The organism is Nitrospirillum pindoramense, assembly GCF_007827955.1.
GTDB lineage: Bacteria > Pseudomonadota > Alphaproteobacteria > Azospirillales > Azospirillaceae > Nitrospirillum > Nitrospirillum amazonense_B.
In genome coordinates this window covers 208,298-222,632 of the sequence record NZ_VITR01000013.1, presented here as the reverse complement: position 1 = coordinate 222,632, position 14,335 = coordinate 208,298, and the positions used below count along the sequence as shown (strand labels likewise).

General features: G+C 67.8%; 10 protein-coding genes and 1 rRNA gene. 3 read left to right on the top strand and 8 right to left on the bottom strand.

Annotated elements, in window-relative coordinates; all coding sequences use genetic code 11:
- Together FBZ90_RS21085 and FBZ90_RS27950 are read right to left on the bottom strand one after the other, a co-directional pair.
- Nucleotides 1–87 (bottom strand): 16S ribosomal RNA (locus FBZ90_RS21085); the annotation flags it as partial.
- Nucleotides 88–429: 342 nt separating this feature from the next.
- A complete protein-coding gene (locus tag FBZ90_RS27950) occupies nucleotides 430–648 on the bottom strand; it encodes a hypothetical protein (protein ID WP_186455964.1) in 219 nt (72 codons plus the stop codon).
- A gap of 600 nt (nucleotides 649–1,248) precedes the next feature.
- Between FBZ90_RS27950 and FBZ90_RS21080 the strand changes: the two genes are divergently transcribed.
- Nucleotides 1,249–2,682: a M23 family metallopeptidase gene (locus FBZ90_RS21080; protein WP_145734940.1), complete on the top strand. Its 1,434-nt coding sequence runs from the start codon at nucleotides 1,249–1,251 to the stop codon at nucleotides 2,680–2,682.
- Nucleotides 2,683–3,307: 625 nt separating this feature from the next.
- Here FBZ90_RS21080 and clpB read toward each other — a convergent pair.
- Nucleotides 3,308–5,953: an ATP-dependent chaperone ClpB gene (clpB, locus tag FBZ90_RS21075; protein WP_145734939.1), complete on the bottom strand. Its 2,646-nt coding sequence runs from the start codon at nucleotides 5,951–5,953 to the stop codon at nucleotides 3,308–3,310.
- Between the two features lie 216 nt (nucleotides 5,954–6,169).
- Here clpB and FBZ90_RS21070 point away from each other — a divergent pair, with 216 nt between their 5' ends.
- Nucleotides 6,170–6,934 (top strand): MOSC domain-containing protein, encoded by a 765-nt coding sequence (locus FBZ90_RS21070; protein ID WP_145734938.1) that lies wholly within the window; start codon nucleotides 6,170–6,172, stop codon nucleotides 6,932–6,934.
- 12 nt (nucleotides 6,935–6,946) lie between these two features.
- Here FBZ90_RS21070 and FBZ90_RS21065 read toward each other — a convergent pair whose 3' ends face one another.
- From FBZ90_RS21065 to FBZ90_RS21050, 4 genes are all read right to left on the bottom strand, one after another.
- The gene (locus FBZ90_RS21065) at nucleotides 6,947–7,312 is read right to left on the bottom strand and encodes an MmcQ/YjbR family DNA-binding protein (protein ID WP_211102229.1); all 366 of its coding nucleotides are present in this window, start codon (nucleotides 7,310–7,312) and stop codon (nucleotides 6,947–6,949) included.
- Nucleotides 7,309–8,640: a M48 family metallopeptidase gene (locus FBZ90_RS21060; RefSeq protein ID WP_145734937.1), complete on the bottom strand. Its 1,332-nt coding sequence runs from the start codon at nucleotides 8,638–8,640 to the stop codon at nucleotides 7,309–7,311. Before FBZ90_RS21060 ends, FBZ90_RS21065 begins: the two co-directional genes overlap by 4 nt.
- Before the next feature lie 128 nt (nucleotides 8,641–8,768).
- Nucleotides 8,769–9,125 (bottom strand): RNA-binding S4 domain-containing protein, encoded by a 357-nt coding sequence (locus FBZ90_RS21055; RefSeq protein ID WP_145734936.1) that lies wholly within the window; start codon nucleotides 9,123–9,125, stop codon nucleotides 8,769–8,771.
- Nucleotides 9,126–9,137: 12 nt separating this feature from the next.
- A complete protein-coding gene (locus FBZ90_RS21050) occupies nucleotides 9,138–11,774 on the bottom strand; it encodes a helicase-related protein (RefSeq protein ID WP_145734935.1) in 2,637 nt (878 codons plus the stop codon).
- Between the two features lie 293 nt (nucleotides 11,775–12,067).
- Here FBZ90_RS21050 and FBZ90_RS21045 point away from each other — a divergent pair, with 293 nt between their 5' ends.
- The gene (locus tag FBZ90_RS21045) at nucleotides 12,068–13,456 is read left to right on the top strand and encodes a DUF2125 domain-containing protein (protein WP_145734934.1); all 1,389 of its coding nucleotides are present in this window, start codon (nucleotides 12,068–12,070) and stop codon (nucleotides 13,454–13,456) included.
- A gap of 53 nt (nucleotides 13,457–13,509) precedes the next feature.
- Here the strand turns inward: FBZ90_RS21045 and FBZ90_RS21040 are convergent, their stop codons facing one another.
- The gene (locus tag FBZ90_RS21040; protein ID WP_211102227.1) at nucleotides 13,510–14,217 is read right to left on the bottom strand and encodes a protein-L-isoaspartate(D-aspartate) O-methyltransferase; all 708 of its coding nucleotides are present in this window, start codon (nucleotides 14,215–14,217) and stop codon (nucleotides 13,510–13,512) included.
- Nucleotides 14,218–14,335: the final 118 nt, after the last annotated feature.

Sequence of the window (14,335 nt, the reverse complement as noted above, 5' to 3'; positions counted from 1 at the left end):
CCACTAAGGCCGAAGCCTTCGTTCGACTTGCATGTGTTAGGCATGCCGCCAGCGTTCGTTCTGAGCCAGGATCAAACTCTCAGGTTCAATGCGGTTCATCCTCAAGCATGAAGCTCGATGACGACCTCGACGGAAACCAACCTTCGTCGGCACCTAAACCCAAGTCCGTTCCTGAACCCCCGATCCCTCAGGGGTCAATTTCAGAGCATGTATTCAAGATGCGTTCTGGTCGTTTCCATGTTGCTGCCCGTACCGGGCCCATCATCGGAACCGCCGTCTGCGCATCCCTTCTCAAGACGTTCACTTGTTCAAGAACCCGTGACCCAAACGCAAAAACGCGCTCAAACCACAACCCCATCCTTGACCGATCCCCAGGAGGATCAGCCCATACCCGGACAGGAAGGGCAAATTCCGTTTCGTCCAGCGGCGTTACCGCCAGAACCGCCACCCCTCAACCACCAGCGTCAACCGCCAGAACTCAGGGATCGCTTCGCCGTCGCGCCGTTCGTTGTCGCCCGCCGCGTCGGTGAACGGGGTTATAGAGACCCCACCCGGGGCCTGTCTACAGAAATCTTGCAGCACCATGACGATTTTTGTCCAAGCCCCCGAACCAAGCGGCAAAAAGGCCAGACGCCAAGGCCAATCCATAGACGATCCCTATATATGATCGCGCGCGCGTGCACAGGCACAGCACAGGTCCATAGGCCGGCGCTTTCGCCTGCCGGCGCGACCAGCGAAGGAGGCGCCGTGCTTCGCCTCAATTTCGCCACGACCCGGGTCTATGTCGCGGGCCGGCCGCACGGACTCAAACCTCGCTGTCTTTCAAGTCTTATTAACGTGCCGTACGTAGGATGTTCCCGTTGACAGTGACAATCACGTCACGCGAGGATTGGCCCAACCGATGGCCAGGCATTTCCTGCCTTTTTGAGCGGTTGTCCTGGACCCAACGGATGAGAATGAGAAGAAGCTGGGGCGTTACGACCTGCCGAGCCTCCGGGGCGCACGCACCGGGGTCGGCGTTTCCAGTCGTCAGTTCCTCTCCCCCAGGCCGGGCTCCCCTTTCGGGGACGGAGTTCGGTGTGGGGATTTCCGTGGCGCGCTTGGCGCCATGGCAAGGCCGTTCGGCAGGGCGGCCCGTCGACACTGTGCCCGGGGACCGGCAACGGCATCCCGGAAAACTGCGCCCGATGGGGCCCCTGTGTAGCTTTGAGGTCAGAGGATTTTGACGATGCGGTTTGGATTGGGGGAGTGGGGGCCTTGCTGAAACGGATCGCCGTGACATCGGCCGTCGCCCTGACCTTGGGTGGCATCGTTTCCCTGGCGTCGCTGGACGACACGGGCACCGTGGCCGTGGCCCCGCAGGCCCTGCCGCCGGCGCCGCCGTCCGATGTGGACCCCGACCTGGCCGCAGCCGCCGCGGCCGCGCCCAAGGACCAGCAGGTTCCCCAGCAGACCACCGTGGCCACCGCCGCGCCGCCGCAGGCCGGCACACCCCAGGCGGGCGCCCAGCTGTCCGTCGATCCGGTGGAACGCCGCCATGTCAATGTCGGCCGTGGCAGTACCCTGATGCAGGTGCTGATGGACGGCGGCGTCCCCGCCGACAGCGCCCACAACGCCATCAGCGCCCTGAGCGGCGTGTATGACGTCCGCCGCATGAAGGCGGGCCAGGGCATCACCGTGCTGTTCGACCACAGCGAGGGTGACAAGTTCATCGGGCTGGAGTTCCAGCCGGCGGCCGAGCGCGCCGTGTCCGTCGCCTTCAATGGCGGGCGCTATCAGGCGCGGCAGATCGACAAGCCGCTGGAGAAGAAGCTGGTGGCCGCCCGTGGCCGCATCACCAGCAGCCTGTCGGAAGCGGCCAGCGCCGCTGGCGTCCCCTACCCCGTGTTGGACGCCTTCATCAAGCGCTACGCCTACGATGTCGACTTCCAGCGCGACCTGCAGCCGGGCGATACCTTCGAAATCCTGTTCGAGCGCTATTACACCGAGGATGGCCAAGCCGCCCGCGATGGCGAAATTCAGTTCGCCTCCCTGACCTTGTCGGGCAAGGAGAAGGCCATCTATCGCTATCAGGCCGCCGGCGGGACGGCCGACTATTACAACGCCCTGGGCGAAAGCATCCGCCGCGCCATCCTGCGCACGCCCATCGACGGGGCCCGCGTCACCTCCGGCTTCGGCATGCGTATGCATCCGGTGCTGGGCTACAGCAAGATGCACAAGGGCAAGGACTTCGGCGCCCCGGTGGGTACCCCCATCTATGCCGCCGGTGACGGCGTGGTGGAGCAGGCCGGGCCGTTCAGCAGCTATGGCAACTACGTCAAGCTGCGCCATGGCAACCAGATGGAAACCGCCTACGGCCATATGAGCCGCATCGCCAAGGGCATGCGGGCCGGCCTGCGGGTGGCCCAGGGGGACGTCATCGGCTATGTCGGCGCCACCGGCCGCGCCACCGGCCCGCACCTGCACTTTGAGGTGCTGCGCGGCGGCCAGCAGATCAACCCCGACAGCAAGGAGGCCAAAATCGAGGCCGGCCGCAAGCTGGACGGCAAGGATCTGAAGCAGTTCCAGGCCATTGTCGCCCAGGACCAGGACACCTTCCGCGACATGCAGGAAGGCATGACCATGGTGGCCGGCAAGCCGGGTGCCGGTCATGTGGTCCAGGCTGCGGTTAAAAGGCACTAAGTGCAGAGCCCCAAGACTGAACTTGTAAGACTGAACTTGGCGGAAAGGCTAGTTTCAGCGGCTGGGCACTTGAGGGCGAGATCGTCAGTTGCCTGAAACATCCGCCGGCGGGGCGATGACTATACCGGGCAAATTGCCACTTTGGGGCCGTCTGACAAGATTGGCTTGCGTCATTGGGAATTCCACAAGAACAAAAGGCTGTGCCATGAGGTCGACAATAAAGATTGCGCTTGTCTTCTTGTTCACCATGCTCTCAGCAAACGCTCTTGCTGTTACAACCGAGAACAATAAAATAATTGCTCATGTAGGGGCACAGAGCAACGGCTGGGCCTACATGTCCTTCACGACAGCACCATCATTATCTTGTTCCTGGGGCCTCATTTATATCGACATCACCACCGATGCCGGAAGATCCGTTTATTCTATGGCTCTTACCGCGAAAACAACCAATTCCCCCCTATCGCGCATTGATTACAATCTCCAAAATGGAATGTGCATAGCTACCATTTTGGAATTCTAGCGCCGATCGTAGGTTTATTAAGGCAGCCATCCCCAATGGCCCTTGCCCTGGGTGCGGTATCAAAAAGGGCTGACCCCGCAGGAGCCAGCCCTTATCATTGGAGTATCAATGCACCGTGGGCGGCTGGCCCCACAGGCTTTCACCAGAGGCCGGCGGCGCCTTCAGGGACTCCCCGTTCAGCACCAGCCCTTCCGGCCCGGCCGAGACGGTAATGGTCTGGCCGTCGGCGATACGCCCTTCCAGGATGCGGGTGGCCAGCGGGTTCTGCAGTTCCCGCTGTATGACCCGCTTCAGCGGCCGGGCGCCGTAGGCCGGGTCGTAGCCGGCGTCGGCCAGCCAGCGCAGGGCCGCATCGTCCATTTCCAGGGTCATGTTGCGGTCGGCCAGCATGCGCCGCAGGCGGCCCAGCTGGATGTTGACGATGCCGGCCATGTGCGGCCGCGACAGGCGGTTGAAGATGAGGATCTCATCCAGCCGGTTCAGGAACTCCGGCCGGAAGGAGCCGCGCACGACCTCCAGCACATGGGCATGCGCCGTGGCCACCGCCGCCGCATCCGCCCCGTCGGCCAGCGAGGCCAGCGCCTCCGACCCCAGGTTGGACGTCATGATGATGAGCGTGTTGCGGAAGTCCACGGTGCGGCCCTGGCCGTCGGTCAGGCGGCCGTCGTCCAGCACCTGCAGCAGCACGTTGAACACGTCGGGGTGGGCCTTCTCCACCTCATCGAACAGCACGACCTGGTAGGGCCGGCGGCGCACCGCCTCGGTCAGGGCCCCCCCCTCCTCATACCCGACATAGCCGGGAGGGGCGCCGATCATGCGGGCGACGGAATGCTTCTCCATGTATTCCGACATGTCGAGGCGAACCATGGCCGTCTCGTCATCGAACAGGAATTCGGCCAGCGCCTTGGTCAGCTCCGTCTTGCCCACGCCCGTTGGGCCAAGGAACAGGAAGCTGCCGATGGGACGGTTGGGGTCCTGCAGGCCGGCGCGGGCGCGGCGCACGGCGTTGGACACCGCCACCACAGCCTCGTCCTGGCCCACCACGCGGCTGTGCAGCTTCTCCTCCATGCGCAGCAGCTTTTCCCGCTCGCCCGTCAGCATCTTGTCCACGGGGATGCCGGTCCAGCGGCTGACCACGGCGGCGATGTCACCGTCGCGCACCTCCTCGTTCAGCATGCGGTTGCCGCCGGCCTCTTCCGCCTCGCGCAGGCGGCGCTCCGTCTCCGGGATGACGCCGTAGGTCAGCTCGCCCGCCCGCGCCCAGTTGCCGGTGCGCTGGGCGTTTTCCAGCTCCGCCCGGGCCTGTTCCAGCTGTTCCTTCAGCTTCTGGGCGCTGGACAGGGTGTCCTTCTCCGCCTGCCACTGGGCGGTGAGGTTGCCCGACTGCTCCTCCAGCTCGGCCAGTTCCGTCTCCAGCTTGACCAGCCGGTCCTTGGAGCCCTGGTCGGTCTCGCGCTTCAGCGCCTCGCGCTCGATCTTCAGGCGGATGATCTGGCGGTCCAGCTCATCGATCTGCTCGGGCTTGCTGTCCACCACCATGCGCAGCCGGCTGGCGGCCTCGTCCACCAGGTCGATGGCCTTGTCGGGCAGGAAGCGGTCGGTGATGTAGCGGTTGGACAGGGTGGCGGCGGCCACGATGGCGCCATCGGTGATGCGCACCCCGTGGTGCAGTTCATACTTCTCCTTCAGGCCGCGCAGGATGGAGATGGTGTCCTCCACCGTCGGCTCGGCCACGAAGACGGGCTGGAAGCGACGGGCCAGGGCCGCGTCCTTCTCAATGTACTTGCGGTATTCATCCAGGGTCGTCGCGCCGACGCAGTGCAGTTCGCCGCGCGCCAAGGCGGGCTTCAGCATGTTGGAGGCGTCCATGGCACCGTCGGCCTTGCCCGCCCCCACCAGGGTGTGCAGCTCGTCCACGAAGACGATGACCTCACCCGCTGCGGACTGGATTTCCTGCAGCACGGCCTTCAGCCGTTCCTCGAACTCGCCGCGGAACTTGGCGCCCGCCACCAGGCCGGCCAGGTCCAGCGCCATCAGGCGCTTGTTCTTCAGCCCCTCCGGCACGTCGCCGTTGACGATGCGCAGGGCCAGGCCTTCCACGATGGCGGTCTTGCCCACGCCGGGCTCGCCGATCAGGACGGGGTTGTTCTTGGTGCGGCGGGCCAGCACCTGGATGGTGCGGCGGATTTCCTCGTCACGGCCGATGACGGGGTCCAACTTGCCGTCGCGGGCGGCCTGGGTCAGGTCGCGGGCGTATTTATTGAGCGCGTCGTAGCTCTGCTCCGCCGACGCGCTGTCGGCGGTGCGGCCCTTGCGCAGGGCGTTGATGGCCTGGTTCAGGGCCTGCGGCTTGGCGCCGGCCTCGGCCAGCACCTTGGCGGCCGCCGTACCCTCGGCCATGGCCAGGGCCAGCAGCAGGCGCTCCGCCGTCACGAAGCTGTCGCCCGCCTTCTGCGCCAGTTGCAGGGCGTTGTCGAACACCTTGGCCAGTTCGCGGCTGAGGCTGATCTGCCCGGCGCCGGGGCCGGACACCACCGGCACCTTGGCCAGCGCCGCCTCCACCCCCGCCAGGGCGCGGGCGGGATCGGCGCCGGAGGAGCGCAGCAGGTTGGCCGCCAGGCCTTCGCTGTCGTCCAGCAGCACCTTCAGCAGGTGTTCAGGGTTCAGGGTTTGGTGTCCGCCGCGTAACGCCAGCGTCTGCGCCGCCTGCACGAAGCCACGGCTGCGCTCTGTGAACTTTTCGAAGTCCATCTCGATAGCTCCCGATGTCGGCCAGAGCGTCCGCCAGGCAGCCCGTTCCAGCCATGATCCACGACAATTGTGCGATCCGAAGGATGCACCTGCGATATGGGGCTTGCGGTTGGCGGCCGCAAGGTTGTTCAGGCCCTGTTCCTACATCTAATTGTCGTCATTCCGTCTTGCCCCTTGCGTTGACAAGGGGCGGGGGGCCCCCCTTAAAGTGGGCCCATGATGACGACCGTTTCCATTCTGCACTATTTCCCTGTCAAGGGGTTATCCGCCCAGACCTTGCCGGCGGTGACGCTGACCCCTGGCCAGGGGCTGCCGCAGGACCGCCGGTTCGCCATCACCCACGGCGCCACCACCTTCGACGTGCTGGCCCCCGCCTGGCGGCCCAAGAGCAACTTCCTGGCCCTGATGCGGGACGAGCGGCTGGCCACCCTCGACGCGCGCTATGACGCCGACAGCTGCATGCTGGTGCTGGCGCGCAACGGCAAGCCGGTGGCCCGCGGCCGCATCGACACCCCCACCGGCCGCCTGCTGATCGAACAGTTCCTGGCCGCCTACATGAGGGACGCGGCGGTGCCGCCGCCCTACAAGATCATCGAGGCGGCGGGCCATATGTTCAGCGACATCGAGGAAAAGGCCGTGTCGCTGATCAACCTGGCTAGCTGCAAGGATCTGGAACGGGTGACCCAGGCGCCGGTGGACCCGCGCCGGTTTCGGGGCAACCTGCTGCTGGCCGACCTCGCCCCCTGGGCGGAGGCGCAGTGGGTGGGCAAGCGCCTGCGCATGGGTGAAACCCTGCTTGAGGTCTTCAAAAACATCCGCCGCTGCGCCGCAACCGAGGTGAACCCGGTGACGGGAGAGCGTGACATGCCCGTGCTGAAGTCCCTGATGAACGGCTACGGCCACGTCAATTGCGGCGTCTACGCCCGCGTGATCGAGGGCGGGACGGTGCGGCCGGGCGACACCGTGACGGTGATCGACTAAAGCTGGGATCGACTAAAGCCGGGCCACCAGCGTCTTGGGCGCCACGGCTTGGTAGCTCTCCTTGATCCAGGCCCGCAGCAGATCCAGCGGCACGTCGTCGCCCACGCCGAATGTGGCGGTGATCCAACCCGCGCGCCCCAGGCCGTAGCCGGTGGGCGCGCAGTTGGCCATATCCAGCGCGAAAGGGGCGGAGCGGGGCAGCTTTACCGTGACATGGCAGCCCGCCTCCCTATCCCGCCCCAGGAAGACAAAAATCTTCCGGCGCACCTTCACCACCGTCTCCCCCCAGGGATGATCCTCCCACGCCTCGGGATAGGAGAGGGCGTGGGCCAGCAGCTCGGCCAAGGGGGAAACGGGGGGCGAGGGCGCGTCGGTCACGGCTTTGGCTCCGCCGGGGCCTGAGCGGGCGCGTGTTCGGTGGGTGCGGCCTCAGCCGGCGCCGCCGGCAGGTTCTCCGCCTTCCAGCGCATGGCGCGCAGGACGCGGTTGTAGCCCGACGGGTGGTCGTAGAACAGGATCTCCTCCCACGGGCCGGGGGCCAGCTTGCGGTATTCCGCCAGCTTCAGCGCCACGGTGGCGAAGCCGTCCGGCTCGCGCGCCAGGTTCAGGCCGAAGGCGTCGGCCTCCGCCTCCTGCGTGCGGATGATGGTGTTGAGCACGGGCGTCAGCACGAAGAAATAGGCGGTGAACAGGATGACGACCAAGGGCAGGCCAGCCACGTCGCCCAGGCCGGTGATGCCCCAGCGCCCACCGCGCGTCAGCCGGCCAAAGACCCGGTCCACGAACAGATAGCCGAAGCACACCAGGATGGAGAGATAGAGCAGGATGACAAAGACATGGTTCAGGACGTAATGCCCCATCTCATGCCCCATCACCGCCTTGATCTCCGCCGGGGTGCAGCGCTGCAGCAGGGTGTCGGTCAGGGAGATGCGGGTGGTGCCGAACAGGCCGCTGACATTGGCGCTGATCTTGTTGGACTGGCGGGAGGCGTTGAACTCATAGACGTCGGTGGCCGGCACCTCGTTTGAGCGGGCCATGGACAACAGGGCCTCGCGCACCGGACCGGGCTTCATCGGTTCGTATTTGTTGAACAGCGGCGCCACGAAGACCGGCGTCACCACGACCATGAGGGCCACCACCACCACGCCGAAGGCGCTGGCCCATACCCACCAGCTGCGGCCCAGGCGGCGGACGATGGCGTAGAGCACCCAGATGACCAGGGCGCCGCTCAGGCTGGAAATGGCGAGCTGGATCATCTGGTCGCCGAGCCAGCCGCCGAAGGTCTGGTTCATCAGGCCGTACTGCCGCTCCCGATACCAGTCGGAATAGGCGACGTAGGGCAGGCTGAGGGCGTAGTCGATGACGGTGTAGGCGATGAAGAACACCGGCGTGGCGAAGCGTCCAAGACCGGCCAGCCGGTCGCGCAGCCGCCGCGCCAGGCCACCGGCCAGGAACACCGCCGCCACCGCCAGCGACACCAGGAAGCGCCACAGCTGCAGCCAATAGCCGCCCTCGAAATACGCGTCCGACTTGGCCCGCACATCCGCCGGGACGGTATCCATGTAGGCCTGGGCCGCCGCCGCCGGATCGAACGCGGCGGCGGCGTGCGCCATATCGGGCGCCAGGCAGGTGCCCAGCACCGCACCGGCAAAGCCCACGGCCAAGGCCGCCGTCACCACACCCCTGTTGTTTACCCAACCTGTCATAAGCCAACCCCGAATTTCGCGCCCAAGCCCCCCTGGGCGGCGCTCATTGGCCGGCAGTGTAGGCCGGTGGACCAGGGCCGGATAGAACCGCTTCACCCAAAATCCGCGGTGCCTGGGCGGTCGGAAACCTATGGCGCCCTGGGCAGGCGGGACTCCGGCGTGGGCGGGGACAAATCCTCATACAGGGCCTGGGCCTCCGGCGCCGGCCCCCGGCGGGTCCCCAAGGCCAGCACCTTGATGACGCGGATATGGTTGCCCAAGGGGAAGGTCAGCACGTCGCCCGGCCGCACGGTGTGGTGCGCCTTGGTGATGGTGGCGCCGCCGCAGCGGATGGCGCCGGATCCGCAGAGCTTGGCCGCCAGGCTGCGGGACTTCAGGAAGCGGGCATACCATAGCCATTTGTCCAGCCGCAGCCGTCCCTGGGCCAGATCGGCGGCGTCCTCATCCTCCCCGCCGCTGTCACCCTTGCCGTTCACCTTAGACATCACCCGCCGCCATCAGGGCGCCTCCACCAACGTTCGCAGGATGCTGAAAGGGTTGTCGCTGGCCGGCACCGGCTGGGCCGGCGCGGCACCCGCCTTGCCACGCACCGCCTTGGCAGGAGCTGGCACGCGGGTGGTCTTGGGCCGGCGGCGCAGCCAGGGGGCCGGCTCCCCCTCCGCCTTGGGCTGGCCCAGACGATACCCCAGCGCGGACATGAGGGACGGCACCTCCGCCCGGGGCACGCCCAGACTGAGCACCAGATCGTCCACCACCGTCAGCGGCCCGGCCTTCGCCCGGTCGGCCAACGACTTCTCCAACCGATCCACCATGTCCACCCGAATGGCCCGGGCGCCCAAGGGGATGTAGCCGATGGCGGCTAGGAAGTCCGGCGGCAGATCACCCACCGGCAACGTCACACGGCCGGGCGCCGGCACGGCCACCGGCATGCCCCGCGCCACCGACCACAGCAGGCCGCGCAAGGCCACCGCCGCCGGCCGCGTCAGCGCCGCCAGGAACACCTGGCTGAAGCCGAGGCGCAAGCCCAGGGCGGCCAGACGCCGCCGGTCTTCCTTGGTCAGGGAGGCGATCAACGGCTCCAGCGCGGCGCGCGGCAGGCCGCCCAGCGCCTCCGCCACCTGGAAAGCGATGCCCCGGCCGGCGCCGGACAATTCTGTCCCCTGCCCCTCCTTGCGCTGCCCCTCCTTGCCGAGAGCGGCGGCGGCCAGCGCCGTCAGCGGCGCCAGGATGCGGGCGATATGCGCCTCCACCCAATGGGCCAGGCGCAGCCGCACCGGCTCACGCTGGCCGGTCTGCAGGAAATCATCCCCCACCAGGCGCACCAGAGGGGCCAGCGGCGTGGGGCCCGGCGTCAGCACGCCGATGACGGCGCCGTCCCAGCTGAGTTCCCCCCCGCCGTCCAAGGTGATGGCGGCATCGGGTGCCGTCTCCAGCGCCCGCACCCGCTGATTGATGACGTCGCCCAGGGCGCGGCGGGCGGCGGTGGTGATAGCCTTGGCGTCCGCCGCCGGCACGTCGGCATCCAACTGGAAGGCCACGCCGTGCAGGCGGCCCACCGCGTGCCCTTCCACCAGCACCCGGCCATCGCGATCCACCGCCCCCATCAGGTCCCGCCCGTCGGCCAGGCGCTTCACCAGGCCGGCGGAGCGCTTATCGACGAAGCGCTGGGTCAGGCGCTCATGCAGGGCGTCGGACAGCCGGTCCTCGATGGCGCGGGTGCGCTCCTGCCAATGGACGGCGTCGTCCAGCCAACCGGGACGGTGGGAGATGTAGGTCCAGGTGCGGATATGGGCGATGCGCGACACCAGGGTGTCGATGTCGCCCTCCCCCCGGTCCAGGCGGGCGACCTGGGCCGCCACCCAGTCCAGCGGCAAGGTGCCGGCCGGGCCGTCGCGCAGATATTTGAAGATCTGGGACAGGAGGCGGGTGTGAGCGTCGGACAGCACCTTGCGGAAGTCCGGGATCTGGCAGACCTCCCACAACAGCCGCACGGCCGATGGGTTGTTGGCCAGACGCATGAGGTCGGCATCCTGCGACAACGCCTGCAGGGCCAGATGGTCGTCCGCCTCGCGCGCGCGGATCAGCACGGGGGACGGCGGCCGTTCCTCCAGCGCGCGCAGGAGGGCCTGGGGGCTGCGGAAATCCAGGTCGACGTTGCGCCACATCAGGGTCTTCAACGTCTCGAACGTGTGGTTCTCCACCGCGTCGATCAACTCGGGATCCAGCGGCGGCGCCTCATCCGTGGTGCCGAAGGTGCCATCGGTCAGGTGTCGGCCGGCGCGGCCGGCGATCTGCGCCACCTCCGGCGCCCGCAGGCGGCGCGGCTGTTGGCCATCGAACTTGGACAGGCGGGCGAAGGCCACATGGTCGACGTCCATGTTCAGGCCCATGCCGATGGCGTCGGTCGCCACCAGGTAGTCCACCGCCCCTTCCTGGTAGAGCTGCACCTGGGCGTTACGGGTGCGGGGGCTGAGCGCGCCCAGCACCACCGCCGTACCGCCCCGCGTCCGGCGCAGCAGCTCCGCCAGGCCATAGACATCGGCGGCGGAGAACGCGACCACGGCGGCGCGGGGCGGCAGCTTGGTCAGCTTCTTGTGCCCGCTGTAAGTCAGGCTGGAGAAGCGGGGCCGGGACACGAACTCCGCCTTGGGGATCAGCTTTTGCAGCAGCGGCTTGATGGTGTCGGAGCCCAGGAACATCGTCTCTTCCGTCCCGCGGGCGTGCAACAGGCGGTCGGTGAAGATGTGCCCGCGCTCCGGATCGGCGGCCAGTTGGATCTCGTCCACCGCCAGGAACTGCGCCACATGGTCCAGCGGCATGGATTCGACAGTGCAGATCCAATAGCGGGCGCCGGGGGGAATGATCTTCTCCTCCCCCGTCACCAAGGCCACCTGGCCCGCCCCCTTGGCCTTGACCACCTTGTCGTAGTTTTCCCGCGCCAGCAGGCGCAGGGGAAAGCCCATCATGCCGCTGGCGTGCGCCAGCATGCGTTCCATGGCCAGGTAGGTCTTGCCGGTGTTGGTGGGCCCCAGCACCGCCACCACCCGGCCCCCCGGCAACGCCCCCACGCTGTCGGCGGCCCGCCTCTGAACCGGCAGGGGGGAAAGGAGGGAAGGGCGCGACGGATCGTTCATGGCACTCAGTGTTGGGGCGGCGGCGCCTGAATACAAGTCGGTCCCACGGATCCGGCGCTTCTTGAACGCTGATGGAGGGTGGGTGTTCCGGGCTGGCCCTTCTCCCCATGCGGCCAAGTGGCCCAGGGAAAAGTGGCCCTGGAAAAAGTCCCCCCGCAATGCGGACATAATGCGGGGCCATCCTTATATTGGGTGACGCCTTATACAGGGCGACGGCCGAACAGGCACGCCGCTTGATTCCGCCCGGCCCAGCGTATCACCTCGCACCATCCAGGCCCCTTGGGAACCCGTTCATGTCCGTTCGCGCCCGCATCGCCACCCTGTCGCTGTTCTCCCTGCTTCTGGGCACCACCGCCCTGGCCACCCCGGTGACGCAAGAGGGGGCGGACAAGCTTGCCCGGCTGGCGGAACAGCAATTGACCAAGCCGGCCAACCCGCACAAGAGCGACAGCCTGCGCCTGACCCTGACCGGCCACGCCAGCGCCGCGCGAGAGGGGGACCATTACCGCCTGAGCCTGCCGGGGGCGCAATTGCACCTGGGCGACGACAGCGTGCTGGACCTGGGCACGCTGGTCCTGGCCGTGACTCCCACGGCCGACGGCCACTGGGACGCCACCGGCACCCTGCCCAGCCCCATGGGCGTGTTCGACGGCCAGGGCATGCGCATCGGCGAAGTGCGGCTGGGCAGCCAAAGCCTGCGCGCCCGCTGGACGCCCGACTTCCAGACGGTGGACCTGCTGGACGCCAAGGCCGGCGACATCCGCTTCATCCCCCGCCCCGGCCACGGCGCCGTGGCCATGGACGCCCTGACGGTGCGCTTCATGCCCGAGGATGAGGCGCGCGGGCGGTGGAGCGGCCCGGTGCGGGTGGAGGTCAACAAGCTGCAGACCAAGACACCGGACGGTGCCGATGAGACGCGGCTGCTGCGCGGCCTGCTGGCCATCGACCTGACGGATTTCAACATGACCCAGGGCGCCCTGCTGCGCGTGGGCGGCGGGACGGAGCCCGGGCCCGCCGGCGCCGTGTTGTCGCGCATGAAGGGCAGCTTCAGCCTGGACGGTTACGCCAGCCATGATGACGAGGGCCGGCCCTATTCGCTGAAGACCCTGACCGCCAGCGTCATCGCCGACAATATGGAGGGTGACCACGGCGTGCTGTCGCTGGACTACAGCCACCGGGGCCTGGTCAAGCCAGCCGCCGCCGGCCAGGCCGACCCCATCCCCGAGAAGGGCGACCTGCACCTGAAGATCAGCGACCTGCCGGCGCGCACCCTGGCGGAGGCGGACTGGACCACCCTGCCCGGCGACACCAAGCACCGCAACCGCGCCATCAAGGAACGCACCCTGGCCGCCCTGGGCCAGGCGGGCAGCCACCTGACCATCGACAAGCTGGACTTCCAGGCGCCCGACGCGGCCCTGATGGGCAGCGCCGCCCTGGTGTTCGACGCCACCAACCCGCGCGGCCTGACCGGCACCCTGTCGCTGCTGATGCACGGCCTGGACCACCTGCCGGCCAACAGCGTGGGCAACGGCCCCATGCTGGGCTTCTTCGCCCTGCAATCCTTGGGCGCGCCGGAAGGCCAGGGCCGCCGCTTCAGCCTGGACTTCCGGCCCGACGGCCATGTGAAGCTGAACGGCAGCGACGTCACCCTACTGATGACCGGCCTGGCCAAGCTGCCCTGATGACCAGGGCGGTGAACGGTTGAGGCCCGGTGAGTAAGGGTGGCGGTCGAGCCCTAGCGCGTCACCATGGGCACGAAGGCCACGGCCAGCAGGGGGCGTTCGCGGACGGCACCGTCTAGCCCCTTCTCCACCAGGCACAGTTGCTGCGGTCCCTGGGCCGGCCCCACCGGCAGCAGTAGCCGGCCGCCGGGCCGCAGTTGCGCCACCAGCGCCGGCGGCACCATCGGGGCGGCGCAGGCGGCCAGGATGGCGTCGAAGGGCGCCGCCTCCGGCCAGCCGGCGTGGCCATCACCGACGCGCACAGTGACCCCCTTCAGCCCCAAGGCCGCCAGCCGCCGCTCCGCCGCCTGCGCCAGGTCGGCAATGACCTCCAACCCGAAGACCGTCGCACCCAAGTGGGCCAGCAGCGCCGTCTGGTACCCGGAGCCGACACCGATCTCCAACACCCGGTCGCCGGGCTGGAGGCGCAGCAGTTCCGTCATCAAGGCCACCAGGGACGGCTGCGACAGGGTCTGGCCGGCCGCGAGGGGCAGGACGTCATCGCGGTAAGCGCGTGCCGCCACCCCCGGCGGGGTGAACAGTTCACGCGGGATGGCGCGAAGGGCATCGGCCACCCGGTCGCTCAGCGCCGGAAGGCCCAAGGAACGGTCCAGCGCCATGCGCCGGGCGATGGCGGACACCAGCGCCTCCCGCTCCGCGCGGCGGGCTTCCAGGTCAACGGTCGGGGTGACGGGGGAAGCGGTGCGTTTGAACCACGACATCTGACACCCCCGGTGGCGGTGCGGGCAAAAAATACACGGGATCAGGTCCTGCCCCCGATGGAGGGGCTTGCGTCCAAGCCGCCGTCCCCTCATATCGGGGCGCGACGGCCGGCCCATG

What these genes read in the sequence shown, in the direction of transcription:
- FBZ90_RS27950 (WP_186455964.1), bottom strand. Translation starts at nt 648, where the DNA reads ATGGATTGGCCTTGGCGTCTGGCCTTTTTGCCGCTTGGTTCGGGGGCT.
- clpB (WP_145734939.1), bottom strand. Translation starts at nt 5,953, where the DNA reads ATGGACTTCGAAAAGTTCACAGAGCGCAGCCGTGGCTTCGTGCAGGCG.
- FBZ90_RS21070 (WP_145734938.1), top strand. Translation starts at nt 6,170, where the DNA reads ATGATGACGACCGTTTCCATTCTGCACTATTTCCCTGTCAAGGGGTTA.
- FBZ90_RS21060 (WP_145734937.1), bottom strand. Translation starts at nt 8,640, where the DNA reads ATGACAGGTTGGGTAAACAACAGGGGTGTGGTGACGGCGGCCTTGGCC.
- FBZ90_RS21055 (WP_145734936.1), bottom strand. Translation starts at nt 9,125, where the DNA reads ATGTCTAAGGTGAACGGCAAGGGTGACAGCGGCGGGGAGGATGAGGAC.
- FBZ90_RS21050 (WP_145734935.1), bottom strand. Translation starts at nt 11,774, where the DNA reads ATGAACGATCCGTCGCGCCCTTCCCTCCTTTCCCCCCTGCCGGTTCAG.
- FBZ90_RS21045 (WP_145734934.1), top strand. Translation starts at nt 12,068, where the DNA reads ATGTCCGTTCGCGCCCGCATCGCCACCCTGTCGCTGTTCTCCCTGCTT.
- FBZ90_RS21040 (WP_211102227.1), bottom strand. Translation starts at nt 14,217, where the DNA reads ATGTCGTGGTTCAAACGCACCGCTTCCCCCGTCACCCCGACCGTTGAC.